Source organism: Roseibium porphyridii (assembly GCF_026191725.2).
GTDB classification, from domain to species: Bacteria; Pseudomonadota; Alphaproteobacteria; order Rhizobiales; family Stappiaceae; genus Roseibium; species Roseibium porphyridii.
In genome coordinates, this window is sequence record NZ_CP120863.1 from 3,310,320 (window position 1) to 3,330,710 (window position 20,391).

Annotated in this window: 18 protein-coding genes and 1 tRNA gene; 7 read left to right on the plus strand and 12 right to left on the minus strand. The window is 52.7% G+C overall.

Annotated elements, in window-relative coordinates:
• Positions 1–20: 20 nt before the first annotated feature.
• Positions 21–2,762 carry a DNA gyrase subunit A gene (gyrA, locus tag K1718_RS15435; protein WP_285806082.1) on the minus strand — a complete coding sequence of 914 codons (2,742 nt, stop codon included), beginning with the start codon at positions 2,760–2,762 and terminating at the stop codon, positions 21–23.
• Between the two features lie 302 nt (positions 2,763–3,064).
• Here gyrA and K1718_RS15440 point away from each other — a divergent pair, with 302 nt between their 5' ends.
• On the plus strand, positions 3,065–3,700 hold the full coding sequence (locus K1718_RS15440; RefSeq protein ID WP_152501768.1) for a MarC family protein: 636 nt from the start codon (positions 3,065–3,067) through the stop codon (positions 3,698–3,700).
• Positions 3,701–3,711: 11 nt separating this feature from the next.
• On the opposite strand, the gene K1718_RS15445 is transcribed toward K1718_RS15440, so the two are convergent.
• Entirely contained in the window at positions 3,712–4,089 is a 378-nt protein-coding gene (locus K1718_RS15445) for a hypothetical protein (RefSeq protein ID WP_265681716.1), read from the minus strand.
• Between the two features lie 172 nt (positions 4,090–4,261).
• On the minus strand, positions 4,262–4,666 hold the full coding sequence (locus K1718_RS15450) for a winged helix-turn-helix transcriptional regulator (protein WP_152501769.1): 405 nt from the start codon (positions 4,664–4,666) through the stop codon (positions 4,262–4,264).
• Between the two features lie 107 nt (positions 4,667–4,773).
• On the opposite strand from K1718_RS15450, the gene K1718_RS15455 reads away from it, so the two are divergent.
• Positions 4,774–5,787, plus strand: coding sequence for a zinc-binding alcohol dehydrogenase family protein (locus K1718_RS15455; RefSeq protein WP_265681713.1), 1,014 nt, complete (start codon positions 4,774–4,776; stop codon positions 5,785–5,787).
• A gap of 62 nt (positions 5,788–5,849) precedes the next feature.
• Positions 5,850–6,182, plus strand: coding sequence for a TraR/DksA family transcriptional regulator (locus K1718_RS15460; RefSeq protein ID WP_418068039.1), 333 nt, complete (start codon positions 5,850–5,852; stop codon positions 6,180–6,182).
• On the opposite strand, the gene K1718_RS15465 is transcribed toward K1718_RS15460, so the two are convergent.
• Together K1718_RS15465 and guaA are read right to left on the minus strand one after the other, a co-directional pair.
• Positions 6,179–6,544, minus strand: a complete 366-nt coding sequence (locus tag K1718_RS15465; protein ID WP_265681709.1) for a hypothetical protein — start codon at positions 6,542–6,544, stop codon at positions 6,179–6,181. The two genes, K1718_RS15460 and K1718_RS15465, sit on opposite strands and share 4 nt — an antisense overlap.
• Positions 6,545–6,766: 222 nt before the next feature.
• Complete coding sequence (guaA, locus tag K1718_RS15470; protein WP_265681706.1) at positions 6,767–8,341, minus strand: glutamine-hydrolyzing GMP synthase; 1,575 nt, start codon at positions 8,339–8,341, stop codon at positions 6,767–6,769.
• 260 nt (positions 8,342–8,601) lie between these two features.
• Here guaA and K1718_RS15475 point away from each other — a divergent pair, with 260 nt between their 5' ends.
• Positions 8,602–9,765 (plus strand): tetratricopeptide repeat protein, encoded by a 1,164-nt coding sequence (locus K1718_RS15475; RefSeq protein ID WP_265681705.1) that lies wholly within the window; start codon positions 8,602–8,604, stop codon positions 9,763–9,765.
• Between the two features lie 26 nt (positions 9,766–9,791).
• Here K1718_RS15475 and K1718_RS15480 read toward each other — a convergent pair whose 3' ends face one another.
• The 5 genes from K1718_RS15480 to K1718_RS15500 form a co-directional block, all read right to left on the minus strand.
• Positions 9,792–11,084 carry an RsmB/NOP family class I SAM-dependent RNA methyltransferase gene (locus tag K1718_RS15480; protein ID WP_265681704.1) on the minus strand — a complete coding sequence of 431 codons (1,293 nt, stop codon included), beginning with the start codon at positions 11,082–11,084 and terminating at the stop codon, positions 9,792–9,794.
• A 48-nt stretch (positions 11,085–11,132) separates the two neighbouring features.
• Complete coding sequence (guaB, locus tag K1718_RS15485; protein WP_152501776.1) at positions 11,133–12,635, minus strand: IMP dehydrogenase; 1,503 nt, start codon at positions 12,633–12,635, stop codon at positions 11,133–11,135.
• A 140-nt stretch (positions 12,636–12,775) separates the two neighbouring features.
• Positions 12,776–13,144 (minus strand): YunG family protein, encoded by a 369-nt coding sequence (locus K1718_RS15490; protein WP_265681702.1) that lies wholly within the window; start codon positions 13,142–13,144, stop codon positions 12,776–12,778.
• A gap of 73 nt (positions 13,145–13,217) precedes the next feature.
• Positions 13,218–13,928, minus strand: coding sequence for an RlmE family RNA methyltransferase (locus K1718_RS15495; protein ID WP_152501778.1), 711 nt, complete (start codon positions 13,926–13,928; stop codon positions 13,218–13,220).
• On the minus strand, positions 13,925–15,493 hold the full coding sequence (locus tag K1718_RS15500) for a Ppx/GppA phosphatase family protein (RefSeq protein ID WP_265681700.1): 1,569 nt from the start codon (positions 15,491–15,493) through the stop codon (positions 13,925–13,927). The genes K1718_RS15495 and K1718_RS15500 overlap by 4 nt, the downstream gene beginning before the upstream one ends.
• 445 nt (positions 15,494–15,938) lie before the next feature.
• Here K1718_RS15500 and K1718_RS15505 point away from each other — a divergent pair.
• A tRNA-Gln gene (locus K1718_RS15505) sits at positions 15,939–16,012 on the plus strand.
• A 124-nt stretch (positions 16,013–16,136) separates the two neighbouring features.
• Here the strand turns inward: K1718_RS15505 and K1718_RS15510 are convergent.
• Both K1718_RS15510 and K1718_RS15515 read right to left on the minus strand, forming a co-directional pair.
• Positions 16,137–16,685, minus strand: coding sequence for a cytochrome b (locus K1718_RS15510; RefSeq protein WP_265681699.1), 549 nt, complete (start codon positions 16,683–16,685; stop codon positions 16,137–16,139).
• A gap of 9 nt (positions 16,686–16,694) precedes the next feature.
• Complete coding sequence (locus tag K1718_RS15515) at positions 16,695–17,240, minus strand: ricin-type beta-trefoil lectin domain protein (protein ID WP_265681698.1); 546 nt, start codon at positions 17,238–17,240, stop codon at positions 16,695–16,697.
• A gap of 133 nt (positions 17,241–17,373) precedes the next feature.
• Between K1718_RS15515 and K1718_RS15520 the strand changes: the two genes are divergently transcribed.
• Together K1718_RS15520 and K1718_RS15530 are read left to right on the plus strand one after the other, a co-directional pair.
• Positions 17,374–17,826, plus strand: coding sequence for a MarR family winged helix-turn-helix transcriptional regulator (locus K1718_RS15520; protein WP_265681696.1), 453 nt, complete (start codon positions 17,374–17,376; stop codon positions 17,824–17,826).
• Between the two features lie 618 nt (positions 17,827–18,444).
• Complete coding sequence (locus K1718_RS15530; RefSeq protein ID WP_285806083.1) at positions 18,445–20,235, plus strand: cytochrome c3 family protein; 1,791 nt, start codon at positions 18,445–18,447, stop codon at positions 20,233–20,235.
• Positions 20,236–20,391 lie beyond the last annotated feature (156 nt).

Genomic DNA, 20,391 nt, shown 5'->3' on the forward strand with positions numbered 1-20,391 from the left:
AAGCGCGTCGTTTGGCTCTATCAACCTTCCGGAGGCGTTCCGTCCGGCTCTGAGGAACTGTCATCAGCATCACCGGAGTTCGCGCTGTCTTCAGTGTTGTCACCGCTTTTTGCGCCCTCACCTTCTTCGTCGATGACGTCTTCGTCATCAACTTCCGAAATCCCCTCAACAGCCACGACTTTCTCATCGTCAGCGGTCTTGAAGACAATGACACCTTGCGTGGCTCTGCCTGCGATGCGAATGCCGTCGACAGGACACCGGATCAACTGCCCACCATCGGTGACCAGCATTATCTGGTGGCTATCCTCCACCGGGAAGGATGCGATCAATCCACCGTTTCTGTTGTTGACGGCCATCGCCGTGATACCCTTACCGCCACGGCCTGTTACCCGGTATTCAAATGACGAGGTCCGTTTGCCGTAGCCGTTTTCGGAAATGGTCAGAATGATCTGTTCGGCTGCGCTCATTTGAGCGTATCGTTCTTGTGGCAGATCGCCGGCTACAACACCGTCCTCATCCGCTCCGTTGCCATTTTCATCCGCTTCCCCGCGCATTGCACGCGACAATTTAAGATAGGCGGCGCGCTCTTCCGCATCGACATCGATGTGGTGCAGGATCTGCATTGAAATGACACAGTCACCATCGGCAAGTCTAATGCCACGAACACCAACTGAGTTTCTGCCGGCAAAGACGCGCACGTCGGTAACCGGGAAACGGATACACTGGCCGTAATTGGTGGTGAGCATGACATCGTCGTGTTCTGAACATGTGTCCACACCGACAATTCCGTCACCGTCCTCCAGCTTCATGGCAATCTTGCCGTTTCGATTGATGTTGACGAAGTCAGAAAGCTTGTTGCGCCGGACGGTGCCGCGCACCGTCGCAAACATGACATCAAGATTTGCCCAGCTGTCTTCGTCTTCAGGCAACGGCAGTATCGACGTGATCTGTTCGCCCTGCTCGAGAGGCAGCATATTGACGAGCGCTTTGCCTCGTGAGGTCGGGCCGCCAAGAGGTAGACGCCAGACCTTCATCTTGTAGCAAATGCCGCGTGACGAGAAAAAGAGCACCGGCGTATGGGTGTTTGCAACAAAGAGACGGGTGACGAAATCCTCTTCTTTGGTTGCCATGCCGGAGCGGCCTTTGCCACCGCGTCTTTGTGCACGATAAGTGGCCAAAGGAACGCGCTTGATGTAACCGCCGTGTGAAACGGTCACGACCATATCTTCGCGTTGGATCAGGTCTTCGTCATCGAAATCAGCACCGCCTTCGACAATCTCTGTCCGTCGCGGTGTCGCGAATTCTTCCTTGATCTCGAGCATTTCCGTTCTGACAATGTCCTGAATGCGCGCACGAGAGCGCAGGATGTCTAGAAAATCGGAAATTTCCGCACCAATCTTGTTCAGCTCCTCCTCGATTTCATCACGGCCCATTGCCGTCAGGCGCTGGAGTCTGAGATCGAGAATGGCTCTTGCCTGTTCTTCGGACAGTTTGTAGGTGCCATCTTCCTGAACCATGTGGCGCGGGTCGTCGATCAAGCGGATCAACGCCTCAACGTCACGCGCTGGCCAGTTCCGTTCCATCAACTGCGCTCGAGCAGTTGCGGGATCGGGAGCAGCTCGGATCAGTTTGATGACCTCATCGATGTTTTCAACGGCAATACCCAGACCGACCAAGATATGCGCACGATCGCGTGCTTTCTTGAGCAGGTAACGGGTCCTGCGCTGAATGACTTCTTCGCGGAAAGCGACGAAGGCACGCAGCATGTCGGACAGGTTCATCTGTTCCGGCTTGCCGCCATTAAGTGCCACCATATTGGCGCCGAAAGACGTTTGCAGCTGACTGAAGCGATAGAGCTGGTTCAGCACAACATCCGGGACCGCATCTCGCTTGAGTTCAATGACGACCCGCATACCTGAGCGGTCGCTCTCGTCCCGGATATCGGAAATGCCTTCAATGCGTTTGTCGCGCACAAGTTCGGCAATCTTCTCGATCATAGTCGATTTGTTGACCTGATAGGGAATTTCCGTGACGATCAAGGCGTTGCGGTCCTTGCGAACCTCTTCGATATCCACTTTTGCCCGCATGACAACCGAGCCGCGCCCACTTTCATAGGCGTTGCGGATACCTGACCGACCAAGGATCATGCCACCAGTCGGAAAATCCGGACCTGGAACGATTTGCATCAACTCTTCCAGCGGCATCGCCGGATTTTCCATGATTGCGATGGCGGCGTCGATCACTTCACCCAGATTGTGTGGCGGAATGTTCGTTGCCATGCCGACCGCAATACCGCCGGCACCGTTGACCAGAAGGTTCGGGAATTTTGCCGGAAGAACAACCGGTTCACTTTCCGAATTGTCATAGTTTTCCTGGAAGTCGACGGTTTCCTTGTCGATATCGTCAAGGAGCCTGTGGGCGACTTTTTCCAGTCGGCATTCCGTGTACCGCATAGCCGCGGCCGGATCGCCGTCGATTGATCCGAAGTTACCCTGTCCGTCAATCAGTGGAAGACGCAGGGAAAAATTCTGTGCCATTCGGACCAGAGCGTCGTAAATCGCACTGTCGCCGTGTGGGTGATACTTACCCATGACGTCACCGACCACGCGCGCTGACTTGCGGTATGGCTTATTCCACTCATAACCATTCTCATGCATCGAATACAGGATGCGCCGATGCACCGGTTTGAGACCGTCTCTGACGTCTGGAAGTGCACGCGATACGATTACGCTCATCGCGTAATCGAGGTAGCTGCTCTTCATTTCGTCGACAATGGAAATCGGTTTGATATCGGACGAAAATCCGTCCGAAGGGGTGCTGTTGTCCTGGTCGGCCAAGGAAGACACTCATTTAATTGTTATTGCTGTGTCTTTTATATCCGATTCAATCATCAGGACCAAATAAATGGCCGATTTTCGCTTGCGCAAAAACACCATAAAAACAATAACTTGCAGACAGTATACACAGGGTCGAAAAATGAATTTGCAGATGCGGGTCGTCGCAGTGTCGAAACCCCTGTAGTAAGACACAAATCAGGCCAGATTGATTGTCCGGGGTATGGGAAATGATTGACTATTACATCAACGCTTTTGCAACGTTGTTCGTCACGATTGACCCGGTCGGTTTGGCCCCGATGTTCCTGGCGATCACAGCCGGAATGAGTCAGGCGGACAGGCGCAGGGTCGCCATCAGGGCGACGCTTACGGCAGCAGCAATTCTGTTGGTGTTTTACGCATCCGGTCAGACCGTACTTAATGTACTGGGTATTTCTGTTTCCGCGTTTCGCGTTGCGGGCGGCATCTTGTTGTTCCTGATCGCAATTGAGATGATTTTTGGAAAGAGGCAGCAACGTAAATCGGAAACTGCCGAAAAGGCGATAGAGTCAGAGACCCATCAAGGTTCCATCCACGAGTTGGCAATTTTTCCGCTAGCCATTCCACTTATCGCAGGTCCGGCAGCGATATCTGCGATTATACTGCTGTCCAGTCAGGCACCAGACACGCTGACTTATGCGGGTCTTGGCGGTGTGATTGCCATTATCTTGTTGAGCTGCATGGGCGCTTTCCTGCTGGCTGACAAAATTGAACGCCTGTTGGGTGATACCGCACAGTTGGTTATCACCCGGCTGCTCGGAGTGTTGCTTGCCGCATTGTCTGTTCAATTCGTTGCTGACGGCATTCTTGCCTTCATTCAAGGATAAGCCCGGGCTGTTCATTGAGTGAGAGAGATCCTGAACTCCTGAGCCGCCACACCGTGGACGCTGTCTCTCGCCTTGATGACAACCTCATTGATACCGTCTGGGATTTTGACACCTGACAATGATCTCGTGAAGGGTTGCTCATTCACGTGAGGATGATGGAGAACACGTTCTCCCAACAGGTCACCGTCCGGTGTGAAAACCTGCCAGAGATCGGCATAGTGATCCCAACCGGTGTCACCATGTTCCAGCGTGACCGAAAACGTCCAGCTATTGCCCGACTTTCTGGCTTCAGCTCCGACGATCTTTACCTCACCTGCTACAGCAGTGCCGATCATCAAGGATGTGAGTATGAGTGCTGTTCCAGACAGTCGTCTCAAACCGTTTTTCATGTTCTTGAACTCCAAATGAAGACCTTTGACCGCCATCCTTGCAACGGCCATTCAAGGAGACAAAGTAAAGATTGCGTCATAGGCAAATCTGAAGTGGAAGTCGTGTCTGTGTATCCGAATTTCTTTGGTAAAGAAACCCTTTGAAACTCTTCAAATCCGCATGTTTCAGGGACTATTTGACGGTTTGCAAATGACTGTCGCGTTTGAACCCCAATGGCCAAAGCTCTTTATGACCGTTGCCCCACTCTGCGAGTGACTTGACGACAGGCTCAAGCGACAGGCCGAGTTCAGTTAGGCGATATTCTACCTTTGGAGGCACCACCGGGTAGACAGTTCGGTCGATCAAACCATCTGCTTCCATGCTGCGCAGTTGGGATGTCAGTACTCTTTGCGTGATGTTCGGCAATGCCTTTTGGAACGCGTTGAAACGCATGACATTTCGATCAAGCAACAGAAAAAGGATCACGCCCTTCCACTTTCCGTCGATGAGACTGAGAGCCGCCTCGACCGCACACCCTGGGTGACAATCATAGCTGTTCTTAAGTTCATCCTTTTTCGGAATCTCTACAGTATCCATTGTGTGCCTATCTACCATTCTTGTCAGTATGTGTTTGAATTGTACATACTTGCGTGGTGAAAGATTATGGCCAATTTGACCGGTACGCAAACATGGAGAACAACGAAATGCGTGCTATCGGTTACACAACTTCGCTGCCAGCGAGTGATCAAAGGTCGCTGGAAGAATTCAACCTGCCAAAACCAGTTGCCCAAGGTCGCGATCTTTTGGTCGAAGTCAGGGCAATCGCAGTAAATCCCGTCGACACCAAAGTGCGCATGAGGCGACAGTCTGAAAACGGTCAGCCGGTTGTGCTGGGCTACGATGCTGCAGGTGTGGTTGTTGAAGTCGGTCCGGATGTTGAGGGTTTTCGCCCTGGCGACGAAGTCTATTACGCGGGCGATATTACTCGGCCCGGCACAAATTCAGAGTTTCATCTTGTTGACGAGCGGATCGTTGGAAGAAAGCCTAAATCCCTGAGTTTCGCCGAGGCTGCGGCTTTGCCGCTAACGACAATTACTGCATGGGAAGCTTTGTTCGATCGCCTGAAAGTGCAGGACAAAGTCGGCAATGGTGCCGGAAGTCTACTTATTGTAGGTGGTGCTGGCGGTGTCGGATCAATAGCAATCCAACTTGCACGCCAGTTGACTAACCTGACCGTTATCGCGACAGCTTCGCGGCCTGAAAGCCAATCCTGGGTTAAAGAGCTGGGAGCACATCATGTCTTCGATCATTCCCGAAAAATTGCGCCCCAATTTGAAGAAGCGGGCCTGAACCCACCCGGCCTAGTTTTTTCAACGACGCATACCGAGCATCACCTCCAAGACCTTGCAGAAACGATCGCGCCCCAAGGCCGGTTCCTTCTGATAGACGACCCTCAGGATTTCAGCATCATGCCGTTCAAGCAAAAGGCTGTTTCGATCCATTGGGAATTCATGTTTACCCGGTCGATGTTTCAGACGGCGGATATGGATGCACAAGGACGGTTGCTGACAGAAGTTGCTGATCTTGTCGATCAGGGACGTGTCCGAACCACATTGTCAGGCGTTGTTTCGCCAATTAATGCCGAGAATTTGCGACAAGCCCATCAACAAGTCGAAAGTCAAAAGACCGTTGGGAAAATCGTTCTCGAAGATTTCTGAGAACGTTCCCACGCCTTGCACGAAACAATCGTATTCGTCATCCTCATACCTGGAGGATGACGATGCCGATAGATGAAAGCTCTGTGCGCAACAAATTGCTGTCGCTGAAAGAGGAACTGGAAGCACTTAGCGAAATCTCAGAAGAGGCACGCGCACCAGTTACTCTGGATCAGCAATCAGTTGGTCGACTTTCGCGTATGGATGCACTTCAGGGTCAAGCAATGGCCCAGGCTTCCGAACGGCAGCGACGTTCGCAAATACAACGCATCGAGGCAGCGCTGCACCGTTTGGACACAAAAGACTACGGGTACTGCGTTGAATGCGGAGATGACATTGCGCCCGGTCGGCTTGCTGTTGACCCTGCTGCAGCATTTTGCATCAGATGTGCCAGTTAAACGACGTGCCGTCTAAGCCCGCTCAGGAATGATAGGATTTCTTTTTCTCTTTGCTCAATTGGAAAGTGTTGAAGGTCTGCCTCGGTCCATTTTTCTTTCCGAGAAAGCTCGTTTTCCAGAAACTCGACTGAGCTGCGTTCCTCTTTGCTAAGCGGAAGATTCCTTGAAGAGCGCAACAACGAGAGCTGTTCGTGGATGCGACGTAACACAGAAAGAGCTGCCCCCATCTGCTGTTTCAAGTGATCGTTTTCCCGCCAGGTTTTTCCATTGAAGACTTCCTGAGTGACACGCTGACCGGCCCCAAAGCAGTTGTATGTAACGCAACCGGCAAAGCCGAGTTGTGTTCTTTTTTGGAAAATCATGCATCTGTTCTGAGTGTCCAGGTTGGGACACTCCTCACCGGCAGCCTTGTCTATTCCGAAGGACTCGGATTGGTCGAACGCAAATACAACACAGCAAAGAGCAGCGCACGCTGAGCAATCGGGACTCAGGTCAATCTGATCAGCGTTGTTCTGGCAGTTTGACACCAGGATATTGCTTTCTGGTTTTCCAGGGGTTTCAAAGAGCTCTCATGCCGAAGCACGTTACTCCCACTCAATCGTACCGGGAGGTTTTGACGTGATGTCATAGGTGACGCGGTTAATACCCTGGACTTCATTGATGATACGCGTTGCGGTTTCACCAAGGAAATCGTGTTCAAACGGGTAATAGTCTGCCGTCATTCCGTCGACTGACGTTACAGCCCGAAGCGCACAGGCATAATCGTAGGTTCGCCCGTCCCCCATAACACCGACTGTACGAACCGGCAAAATGGCAACGAAGGCCTGCCAGATTTCATCATAGAGCCCGTGTTTTCTAATTTGATCAATGTAGACTGCGTCGGCTTTCCGCAGAATTTCCAGTTTTTCGCGCGTAATTTCGCCAGGGCAACGGATTGCAAGCCCTGGTCCCGGGAATGGATGACGACCGATAAAACTGTCTGGCAGTCCAAGCTCGCGGCCGAGTTCCCTCACCTCGTCCTTGAAAAGTTCACGCAATGGCTCAACGAGTTTGAGACCCATCTTTTCCGGCAAACCACCTACATTGTGGTGGGACTTGATGGTGACCGAGGGGCCGCCTGAGAAACTCACGCTTTCAATGACATCTGGATAAAGAGTGCCCTGCGCAAGATATTCTGCGCCCTCAATCTCATTGGCATGTTTTTGGAAAACATCGATGAACAGCTTGCCAATGATTTTCCGCTTTGTTTCCGGATCGGAAACGCCATCCAATTCTCCCAGGAACAGTTCGGTTTCGTCTGCATGGATAAGCGGTATGTTGTAGTGATCACGGAACATGGAAACGACTTCGTCTGCTTCATTCAGACGCAATAGGCCGTGGTCAACAAAGACGCATGTCAGTTGGTCCCCGATCGCCTCGTGAATGAGGACCGCGGCCACTGAACTGTCCACTCCGCCTGAAAGTCCGCAAATGACCTTCTTGTCGCCGACCTGCTCACGAATTTTGTCTATGGCGTCGTCTTTGTAAGCACCCATCGTCCAGTCACCGGTAAATCCTGCAAGCCGAACAAAGTTCTCATAAAGCGTTTTGCCATTGGGCGTGTGATGAACTTCCGGATGAAACTGGACCGCAAAAAAGTTCCGGCCCTGATCAGCCGTTATGGCAAATGGCGCATTTGGTGAGACGCCAAACACTTCAAAGCCCGGAGCCAGCTCACTGACGTGATCTCCATGGCTCATCCAGACCTGTTCTTTGCCGCTGGCAAACCAGTCCTTCAGGATTGGCAGCGGATTGCCCATCGGGGTGACGAAGGCGCGACCGAATTCAGCTGTGCCACCTCCGCCTGAAATCTTGCCACCTTCTACCCTGCCGCCGAGGTCCTGCATCATGACCTGTTGGCCGTAACAGATTCCAAGGATCGGGACACCCAGCTCATAAACCGCACTTGGCGGCCGGGGAGCCCCTTCCCTGACGACTGAGTCCGGGCCGCCGGAGAAGATCACTGCCTTAGGTCGAAATTCCTCAAGAAAGCTCTCGCTTACATTCTGATAAGGGTGAATTTCGCAATATACGCTGAGTTCTCGAAGGCGCCGCGCAATAAGTTGCGTCACCTGTGAACCGAAGTCGATGATAAGTAGGCGGTCGTGATGATGGGTCATGGCCAGCTTCTATCCGGTCTTTTCTCCAAATTGAACCTGTTTTTGGCGGTGCGAATGCTCCCTCACAATATTTTTTAGGCCTCCGTCGCCCACTGCACAGAAGTTTTCATCTTTGGTCGAGTTCAAGGTCATCCGACAAGCTGTGTACGGCTGAATTTCGGTTTTGACGCATGTCCTTTGGCTACTTAGTCTGGACTTCGATCGTGCCCGAACTGTCCAATGCCGGGCGGTGACACGGTGCACAAGGATGCCAGGCCCATATGACCGCAGCTGCCCGTAAAGCGTTTGATGACGCTGTCGCTCTTGAACAATCTGGAAACCTGGACAAGGCGCTTGTGTCTTATCTCAAGGCTCAGGAACTTGCGCCACAGGATACTGAAATTGCCTATCGAACGGCTTCAGCGCTTTTGCAGGCTGGATATCTGGAGGAAGCACAATCGCAACTGCGCAGAATTGTGTTTGCTGAACCGGAACATCTGAATGCGCGTGGAAGCCTTGGAAGTTGCCAGCTCTTGCAAGGAGATCTGGAAAACGCCCAACAGAACTTCCGCGATGTGCTTGACCAAGCCCCTGACAATCGAAATGCGCTTTTTGGTCTTGCTACGGTGCTGTTAAAAGAAGGCCGGGCGGCAGAGGCAGAGAGACTTGCAAGAAGTCTCGTTGAATTGCTGCCTGAAACACCAGCTGTTCTTACGCTCTTTGCGGAGACACAAGGCAAGACCGGTCAGGTCCCTGCGTCTATCGCAGCCTATCGCAAAGCCTTAAAGATTGATCCGGAGCATACGCCGGCACTGATCGGCCTATCGGAGATTCTTCTGCTCAGAAAACGATATGATGAAGTCATCGAGCTAGCCGTTCGCGCCAGCCAACTGTCTAAAACCGATGCTTATCCTTTGTCGCTGCTTTCCGATGCGCTTTCTGGCAAAGGTGCGCTTGAAGATGCGAGAGAAGCATCGGAAGCCGCGTTGGAACTGGATCCGCAGTCTTTCCTGGCTACGATGCAACTGAGCATACTTTCGCGAAAGCTCGGGGATCCCGTTTCTGCACTACGTTATGCACTGGCTGCGCATGACAAGGACACAAGCGCGGCGGAACCTTTCAATGCATTGGGATCAGTTCTTGCCTCGTTGAAATACGCAACAGAAGCAAGAAAAGTTTTGACCGGTCAAACATCACAGAAAGAGTTAGAGCCAGCTGTTCGACAGTTGATCGAGTCATTGATCGCTGAAGAAAGGGATCGTGAGCTGGTACCGGAAAAATCCAAAGTTCACACCAAGCTTGAGAACGAAAGCGTTGAAACCAGTCTAGATGCCGCGCAGCACCAATCAGAGACATCGACTGTTCTACTATCCAATGAGCCTTTGCGTCCCGGCGTAGAAGGCAAACCGAATGTTCTTGGCCTCAACCGACAAGACAGATCTTGAACTCCCGGGTCAATCCAGTCTCGAAACTAGGTTTGCTTTTTGAATACCGAAATGAAAAAACCGTCGGTACCTGTCGAGTGCGGCGTCAGCATGACAGAGCCGCTTTCCGATACGTGATCCGGTAAGGCTTTTTCCGGCAACAACTCTTTCCAGATATCGAGCGCTGACAACGCCTGAAATTCGGGGTTCTGTTCCAGGAACCACTCCGACTGAGATTGGTTTTCTTCGCGAAGAACAGAACACGTTGCATAAACCAAGCGGCCGCCATTTTTGACGTATTTCTTTGCGTTTTCAAGCACATGCCGCTGATCTTTTATGCGATCTTCGAGCGCTCTTTCCGACAATCGCCACTTTGAGTCAGGCCGCCTGCGCCAAACGCCTGTTCCAGTACAAGGCGCATCGATGAACACAAGATCCATTTGTGCTTCAAGATCTTTCAAATCCGTACTGGCAGGGTCGCGAACCTGGATATTGTGTATGCCTGCCCGCTTCAACCGTTCATGAATAGGTGCGAGCCGAAGTCGATCGGCATCGAAGGCATAGAGTTGCCCCTTGTTCTGCATGCTTGCAGCCAGGGCGAGCGTCTTGCCACCACCACCAGCACAATAGTCGAGTACCTGTTCGCCGGGTTCTGCCTTCGCCAATTGAGCCGCCAGTTGGCTCGCCTCGTCCTGAAGCTCAAACCATCCTTTTTGATAACCCTCTTCAGCCTGGACATGTGGCATGCGACCAAGACCGGGTTTTGCTTCAATTCGGATGCCAACTGGTGACAAAGACGAAGACTTTGCACCCGTATGGGCCAGACGCTTCAGAACTTTGTCGCGGTTCGATTTCAATGTGTTGACGCGAAGGTCGACTGGCGCACGCCTTGCCAACGCTTGCCCTTCAGTGACCGCATTTTCGCCCAAACTTGCCTCGAAACGGGACCATAGCCAATCGGGTACGTCTGCAGCCTCGGCAGGAGACGATCTGAGTTGTGCGTCTTCTGAAAGGAGTTTCTTTTCTTGTTCCGACAATGGCTCTGGCGCATGCCTATCCTGAGCGAGTGCATCTTCGAGAGCTAAGAGCCCTTTTTCCCAGGTTTTGACATAGGTTGCGAAGACCAGCCCTCGTGGGTCACCAGATTGCATGACGGCGCTGAGTGATGCCTTGTTGCGCAGCGCATCAAAGACCAGGTTTCCTATTACGGTACGGTCTCCAGACCCTGCGAACCTATGTGCCGTTCCCCAATCTCTTAGTGCAGCTTGAACGGGGCGATGCCGCGTTTCGACTTCCTGCAAAACTTCAATTGCAGCCGTCAGGCGTCCACCGTCTTTCATGCAAATCCCTTGTACTGCTTGCTGCGCTTATCAAGCTGCCAAACTCGATCAGACGTTTGAAGGATAATTCGGGCTTTCCCGTGTGATCGTAACATCATGTGCGTGGCTTTCCCGTAATCCTGCTCCGGATATCTGCACAAACCTGGCCTTTTCCTGGAAATCAAGAATGTCCTTGCCACCAACATAACCCATGGCGGCACGCAAGCCGCCTGCCAACTGATGCAGCACGCTGCCGAGCATGCCCTTATACGGCACCTGACCTTCAATTCCTTCAGGCACCAGTTTGAGACTGTCACGAACTTCGGCCTGGAAGTAACGGTCAGCAGAGCCTCGCGCCATTGCTCCCACGGATCCCATTCCGCGATACGATTTATAGGACCTGCCCTGATGCAAGTAGACTTCACCTGGGCTTTCTTCAGTGCCAGCCAGAAGCGACCCGACCATGACAGAGCCTGCACCGGCGGCGATGGCTTTCGCAAGGTCCCCAGAGAACTTGATGCCGCCATCCGCAACGACGGGCACGCCCTGTTTGCTGGCTTCTTCGACGGATTCCATGATTGCGGTCAATTGCGGAACGCCAACGCCAGCAACAATTCTTGTCGTACAGATTGAACCTGGGCCAATCCCGACTTTTACAGCGTCTGCACCGGCGTCGATCAATGCCCTCGTTGCTTCCGATGTCGCAACATTGCCGGCGAGGACCTGAACGGAGTTTGACAGTTTCTTGACCTGCCCGACCATATCCAGAACCTTCTGGGAATGACCGTGAGCGGTGTCGACCACAAGCATATCAACGCCTGCGTCAACCAGTCGCTCTGCACGCGCGAAGCCTTCTTCCCCGACACTTGTTGCCGCAGCGACCCTCAAGCGACCCTGATCGTCCTTGGACGCATTGGGGTTGAGCTGCGCCTTTTCCATATCCTTGACGGTGATCAACCCAATGCAATTGCGGTCGTCATCAACAACGAGAAGCTTTTCAATCCTGTTCTGGTGCAACAGACGCTTGGCGTCTTCCTGGCTGACATTGTCGCTGACAGTGACAAGGTTTTCGCTCGTCATCAGTTCGTGGATTTTCTGGTTCGGATTTGAAGCGAACCGAACGTCCCTGTTGGTCAGAATTCCGACGAGTTTGCCAGTCGACTGTCCACCAGAGCCCCCATTTTCGACAACTGGAACACCTGATATGCCGAAGCGCTTCATAAGATCCAACGCTTCCTGCAATGTCGCGTCAGGTCCGATCACAAGTGGATTTACAACCATTCCAGATTCGAATTTCTTGACCATACGGACTTCTTCAGCCTGCTGATCAAGTGACAAGTTGCGGTGAACGACACCGATGCCACCGGCCTGCGCCATGGCGATTGCCAGCCGGCCTTCAGTGACTGTGTCCATTGCAGACGAAAGAATCGGAATATTCAATTCCAGATCACGCGTGACCTTCGTTCTCAGGTCAACGTCACCAGGCATGACTTCAGAGTGGCCGGGTATCAGCAAAACATCGTCGAATGTCAGGGCTTGCTGTCCGGTAGACGGGACAAAGAATGATGCCATGGCCAATTCCCCTTTATGAAAAATAGCTGAAACACCGGTCGTTCTCATTGAACGCCAGCATCTGTTGAGTCGCTTCGGCTGTGCCGGAGAAGTTGGCGCGGGTCAATAACACGCAGGTGACAGAATGAAAAGGGTCATACTCAATCCGAGGAATTATCCCCAGTGAGGTCTGTCGCGAGCACGGCAGTGACCGCCTTACTCAAATAACCATATTGCTGGTCGTTCGTGTCGGCCAGAGCCTCTTCCCTTGAGGCTGGAATGTCATCGTAAACGATCGGATACTCAAACTGAGCTTTTGTAAAGTCGTAGCGTTTCCCGTCGATCAAGTTGTAAAAATGCCAAGTCAGTCCAAAGCGGGTTTTGACGATCAGAGCATTCAAAATGTCATTCGCGACAAGGGCTGTTACGCCACATTGACCGGCTGTAGGTGTTTCCTCTGACCAAAGAGTGCTGGATTCAAGGCTCCATGACTTTTGAAGTGCCCTTTCGAAGTCTTCTGTCTTTGTCATCGCAAAGGGTCCCGGAGATATGGTCAAGTTCGTCCAATCAACGCTTCAAAGTTTGATCTCCTTGACCGTCACATTAGGTCTTCGATCCAGGCTCTATACCTCTAAAGCCTTTTGCAATTACATATAGTTCCGGGCTTTCCTTGCGGCTTGCCGGCGGTTTCAGATGTGCGACGGTTTTGAAATCCCGTTTCAGATCCCGCAGGAGCGCGTTTTCCGTACCGCCCCTGAATACCTTCGCCAGAAATGATCCTCCTGGAACCAGGTTTTGACGTGCAAAATCAACGGCGATCTCAAATAGATGAGTTGTCCGAAGGTGATCGGTTTGCTTATGACCGGTTGTTGGAGCCGCCATGTCAGACAGGACGACATCGGGTTTTTGTCCCCCAAGAGCCTCCATCAGCACGTCCGGTGCATCATCATCCAGAAAGTCTTTCTTCAGGAAGGTTGCACCCCGGACATGGTCCATATCCAGGTAATCGATCCCAACCACTTTTGGGGCCTCGATGCTTGATTGAACCCGCTGAACGGCAACTTGACACCAACCTCCAGGCGCACAGCCAAGGTCAACCACACGGTATCCTGGCTTAAGGAGCTTATGCTTGTCGTCGATTTCAATCAGCTTATAGGCTGCTCTGGATCTATAGCCGTCGATCTTGGCGCGCCGCACATAGGGATCATTCAATTGACGCTCCAGCCAGCGCGTGGACGATTCCCGCCGTCCAGCTGCGGTTTTCACCTTGACGTGGAGCCCGCGATCTCCAGATCCTTTTTTTGAACGGCTCATACTCTGTTTCCTTGGCGGCCACGATCGAAACGCGACCTCGATCTACGACGCGCCCAAACTCCATCGGCCGCCATTAACTCGGTCAGGATCCCCTCACGCAATCCCCGGTCGGCAACTCTCAGCCTTGGACACGTCCAACGCCGCCGAATTGCTTCCAGTATTGCACAGCCTGCCAGCACGAGATCAGCGCGATCCGCACCGATGCAAGGGTTCTCCATGCGCGCCTCATAAGGCATGTCGCGAAGCTCATCAATCATTCTGGAAACATCGCTGTCGTCGAGCCACGTTCCGTCGACCCGGCGCCGGTCATAGCGCTTAAGCCCGAGATGGACACCTGCCAGCGTCGTCACCGTACCAGAGGTGCCAAGCATATGAACCCGCCCGGAAGCGATTGCTTCAGTAAGGTTGTTTGCAAGACTGAAAGCAGCAAGGTGGTCTGCTGCGTCTTCAACCATCGCTTCGAAGATATCTGGTGTGACATGAACGCCGCCGTGCCGTTCCGCCAGATTTACCACTCCAACTGGTAGCGAAATCCAGGATCTAATAAAACGTGTCAGCGCATAGCCGCGGGCGCCACATCGGTTGCGAAGATCCAGCCAGACTATTTCGGACGATCCGCCGCCGATATCAAACAGAATGACGCCATCTGCTTCGTGGTCGACAAGCGACGCGCATCCGGCAACTGCCAGACGTGCCTCTGTTTCCCTGTTGACCACTTCCAAGGCCAGGCCTGTTTCCGTTTTCACCCGGTCAATGAACTCTGACCCGTTTTCAGCTGCCCGACACGCTTCCGTCGCAATCAGCCTTGAGCGCGCCACACCGCGGTCAGAGAGTTTTCGATGACAATTCGCGAGCGCTTCTATTGCCCGGTCCATCGCCGCATCGCTTAGCCTCTTTTGCGAGTCGACGCCTTCGCCCAGTCGAACAATCCTGGAATAGGCATCGACAACACGAAACCCACGCTCCTCCGGCCTCGCAATCAGAAGACGACAATTGTTGGTGCCAAGGTCCAGTGCGGCATAAAGCGGACTGTTGTTTTGTCCATAAGGCGTTTTTTGGCGAAAACCTTGCGTTCTTTTCGGTCTTTGAACCTCACCAGTTGCAGAGGGGCCCCGATTATCGGATTTTGTCTCGGGCCTTTGCTTCGATTGTGGCTTCAGGCTTTTTTCGCTCGAACCTGAGAACCTTTGCGAAGCTAAGTCACCGGACTGATCAGCACCTGTAGTCCGTTGCTCGACACCTTGAGTGTTGCGCGCTTGCCAGCGTTTACGGCCTCGCCGCCTTGCTGCTTTCTTTCCCTTTGGACTGGTGATTCCCTCCCCACCCGTTTGCGGTTGCGAGGAAGAATTCAGGTCAGGAGTGCGCTGTTGATGATGCGTGCCGGTGGCCAGTTCTGGTTGGTTTTTTGCACGCCCGCGTCGGCGCTTTCTGCGCCGTTTTTGTGTCGACGACAGACCTTCTTCATCAGGCGAAGGTTGTGCCTGCTTGCTGTGCGATGTGCTGATGGATCCGGAGACAACAAGGGTCGGGCTTTGACCCGTCCCTTCAACAGACGCAGCCGCCACACCGTTCTGTGTGACGGGAGAGCCTTTTGGACCACTGCCAGAACGACGCTTACGGCGCCTTCTGCCCGTGGTCCGGAGCTCAGAAGAAGCTCCGCTGTTCCCGGACTCATCAGGGATACCACGCCCGGAATCGGGCGGTTCCTGACCTGACTGAGTCACTTTTTGCCTTTCAGGCCGCCGCCGCAGCCTACATGTTTCCATGGGCGCAGCTCACAACCGTATCTATCGTTGCAAAAACTGTAACAGGTTGAACGCGGATGGAAAAGAACTTCCGAGACCGGAACCAGCTGGAGCGGTGTCAGCACCGCTGTCTGTACGAATTCATAAAAAAGTCAAAAACGGGCCTTGCAAAAAAGAATATGATGGATGTATATGCGGCTCACTTGATCGAAGCGGCGCAATGCTCTGCTTCGGACAATCGCCAAGCTCACAAAATGAGCCGGAATGGGGAATAGGTTAACGGTAGACCCACGGACTCTGACTCCGTTAGTCCTGGTTCGAATCCAGGTTCCCCAGCCAAATATTCATTAAGCCATTGATATTAAGAGGTTCGATTCTGTTCTGGATCGGCTCATATCGGCATTCTTGGCAATTCAGTTTTTCTTTTCGGTTGTTAACATCCCAGACTCGGCGCAACGGTCACTTATTGCTGGCGTATCATGCGGGTCAGAGTTGAGTCATGGTCGACGAAATGGTGTTTCAGCGCGCCAGCAACATGCAGCACCAGTGCGCCAACCATCAGCCAGCCACAGGCACCGTGGAGCCAGTGCCCCATTGCGGAGAACGCTTCTACTTTGTCACCTGCAGGGATCGTGAAAAGGCCAAATACGCTGGTAGTTCTGCCGCCAAAATAGGACCCGATTATTCCTGAGAGCGGCATGACTATGATTCCGGCAAGCAAGACGATGTGAACCAGCTTGGATGTGAGGCGCTGCCAGGTGGGCATCACGGTAGCATCCTCCAGAAAGCCCTGTTTCAACCGGTACCCCACGCGCCACAGCCCAAAAATGAGCACAAGCACTCCAACTGCCTTTTGAATACCAATCAGTTGTCCTTTGCCCGGACCGCTTTCAAGGAATTCCGATAGGTAAAAACCGAAGCCTATCATCCCGATAATTGCAACGGCAATGATCCAGTGATTGAACCGTGAAATACCGTCATACGTCGTGGTTTTCGACAGGTTGGGGCTCATCGAATGCTCCTACAACTCGAACAAATTCCAGGTTTGGTAGGACTTGCTGGTTTCTTCGCATGGCTGGAGAGACAGGGGCCGCATCACATGAACAGGGGAGCCGCCACGCCCTTCCCGCTTCTCCGTACTGCTAACTGTCACGCACAACTGCGGATCGGCCTGGGCGACCAACTGACCATTTTCGTTCAACGTGAACTTCTGAGTGGCGGTGCCCGCACATTGGTTGAGCACAATCGGCGCTCCGGCCTCGACGGATGGGACTGTCATACAGACATCGAAATAGGGAATTCGAAACTCTCCTTTGCCGATGAGTTCCTCATCAAAGCCCTGATCTTCCAGGATGCCACCCGTGTAGTTATAGCAAGTGTGAGCCTGCAGCCCCTTGTCCAGCGGTGCATTCTTGCCCTGCCCACCAGCGATATCCAGGCAGTAGCCGCGTGCGTCGTCCAACCTGTCGGTCAACTGGACTTCAACCAGGTTTTCGGCTGATTGAGCTGGTGCGTCCAGCGAGGCCAAGCCAACAAATGCGAGCGCTATCCCGGTGACCGGTTTCATGATGATACCCCTTGAGTGCCTATGACAGCGCAATTCGCCGTCGATTGATTGTTCTAATCCAAACAGTTTACATCAGAACTTTGTGACCGTAATGTGCCAGGATCATGAGTTTATTTATTAGCGCAGTCAGGTCATGAAACAGACACTGATAACCATCCACCCCGTTTTGCATTCAGCCACCTTGTTGGAAAAGCGGATTGAAATCCTGCTTAGACCAACTGGGATCCGCCACCGACAGGCTCTCATCCTGGATGCCTTGTCGCAGATCGGGCCGACCTCACAGAGGCATCTGGCGAAACAGTTTGACGTTTCGGCGGGCAGCATGAGTTCTATGACAGAACGGCTGGTAACGCTCGGGTTCATCACCCAAATCACGAACCCCGAAAATCGCCGCAGTGATATTCTTGACCTGACACCTGACGGCCGGGAAGTTCTAAAGAAAGTATGGGTTGTCTGGCAGGAGGCAACGGGCCTGATCACCTCGGCACTCGGTGAAAACCAGGCCGAGACACTCACGGTCCTTTCTACGAAGCTCCGGAATGCTTTGGGGGGCACGCAGCCGGAAAAAGAACGGCACGAGACGTGAGTCTCCGCCCTCGGCCCCACTCCAAAATAGGTAGTCACAACTCTCTATCGAATTGTCGAAACATGACGCGAAATCATCACAGCAAATTGGCACTGTGTCCTAGATAGACCTCATCGAGCCATTGGGAATGGCTTCCGCGTCGCCCAAAATATGTCGGTCGAAGCAGTTCGGCCTGCTCACAATAGGTGTGTCCTGAACCAACCTGACTGCCACCCGAAACTTGGCCACGAACCATACTTCCAAAGGGGCAACTCACCACATATCAGAGACCTACATATTCTAGCTGAAACGCTCGTTGCCCTTCCTAAACCTTCCCAAAGCAAAGAGCCTTTCGAACTGCGACCAAAAGGATATTATCGTCAGTTCCATCACTTGTTGGGTCGCCAGAGCCTCGTTAAGCTCTGAAGCTGTTGCTTGTTTCGAATTTTCTCTGGCAAGCTGTTGAACCTGTGGGGCCAGATGCAGATTGGGTCTTTTCTATGCTGGTCCATGATTTCTTTCATGCTTTTACAAGTGCATGCGAGTGCAAACGAAAGAACTCCTGGCTATCAAGGCAGCGCCATTTGTCAGTCGTGCCACAATGGGGCTTTTCAAGACTGGAAATCCAGTCACCATGCCATGGCCTGGCTCCCCGTTGATGATGAGCACGTTGATGGCGACTTCAACAATTCCACATTTGAGCATCGAGGTCGCAAGACACGTTTTTTCAAAGATGGTGACCGCTACTTCGTCGAGACATCCGACATAGATGGAGGCAGCAGGGTCCTTGAAGTCAAAGGGGTTGCCGGCATCTCACCCTTGCAGCAATACCTGATTGAGACTGAACCAGGGCGCTTGCAGTCACTAGATATTGCGTGGGACCAGGAAAACGACCGCTGGTATCACCTTTACTCGGATCAGGCGTTGGCACCCAATGATGGTTATCATTGGTCTGGACCATACAAGAACTGGAATTCGCGCTGCGCAGAATGCCACGCAACAGGGTTTCAAAAGAACTATGACCCAAGAACGCGACGTTACTCCAGCACTCAGTCTGAGATCGGTGTAGGATGTGAAGCTTGTCATGGACCGGGGGAAGCACACCTTGCCTGGGCGAATGGTGCTTCTTCGTCAGAACTATCCGTCTTTGAAGGAACAGACGATCAAGGCCTTATCGTTGGTTTCAAAGACGCATTTCCGCATACGGAAATCGAACAGTGTGCGGCTTGCCATTCAAGGCGCGAGCCGAACCAAGACGGCAATCCGCTTCCCGGCACGCCCTTTCACGACAGTTATCGATTGGCGCTGCTGCGGGATGGACTTTATCACGCTGACGGTCAGATCCATGACGAAGTCTATGTCTACGGGTCTTTTCTTCAATCAAAAATGTATGCTGAAGGCGTCCGATGCACGGACTGTCATGAACCCCACTCCGGCCAGTTAAAGGCAGAGGGAAACGGGGTTTGTACCCAATGTCACTCTCAAGTGGGTAACGACACATTTCCCTCCTTGACGTTGAAAAGATATGACAGCCCGGACCATCACTTCCACGAAGCCGGAACCGCAGGTGCGCAATGCGTTTCGTGTCACATGATCGAGCGCACTTACATGGGAATAGATGGACGCCGCGACCATTCCTTCAGGGTGCCGCGGCCGGATCTCAGCGCGTCTCTCGGAACGCCGAACGCCTGCACGGATTGTCACACCGACAAGCCTGCGACCTGGGCTGCGGAAGAGCTGAAGATGCGTTTTCCTGATAGTGCCCATCGTTCTTCCCATTTTGCTTCGGTTTTTGCCCCGGCACGCAGAGGGGTGACGGGACTTGGAGAACAATTGCTCAACATTGCGCTTCAAGAGACGCTGCCTGGAATCGTGCGCGCTTCGGCAATAAATTTGTACGCACAACACTCAGGATCCGAGGCACCAAGTGATGCATTTTCGCTCTTGAGCGACTCCGATCCTCTTGTGCGGGCCGCCGCCGTCTCGTTGACGGCTACTCTGCCGGCCAGCACTCAAGTCCAGCTGCTGTCCAAATTGTTGGAAGACCCTCTGAGGTCTGTACGTATTGCCACAGCCAGGCAGCTTCTGGGCGTTTCATTAAGGGGAGAAGAACAAGGAATTCAGGACGCTGTCCAGAATGCAAATGACGAGTGGCGTACCGCTCTTTCTTCCAAACTGGATTATCCAGAAACTCATATGGTTATCGCAGGCACAGCTCTGACCTTGCGAAACCCAAAAGCTGCTATCAGGGCGTTTCAGGAAGCCACGCAACTCGATCCGCAATTGTCAGATGCCTGGATTATGCAGATCCGTCTTTTTATGGCGCTTCAGGACTACACCAACGCGCAGATCACGCTTCAACGAGCGAAAAAACTGATCCCGGAAGACGTTCGGCTTGCCGACTTTGAGCGGCTATTGAAAGGCCGTTGACTGGAAAACAGTCGTCGGATTTCCACTTTTAGCTGTATTTTTGCTTCGAAAAATGACAGGGCCTTGGCATTCTTTACGAGGCTGATGACCTTTAGAAAATTAAATTTCGCTTTCTGTATTGACGCAAGGGCAAATTCGACATCTGATTGATGAACC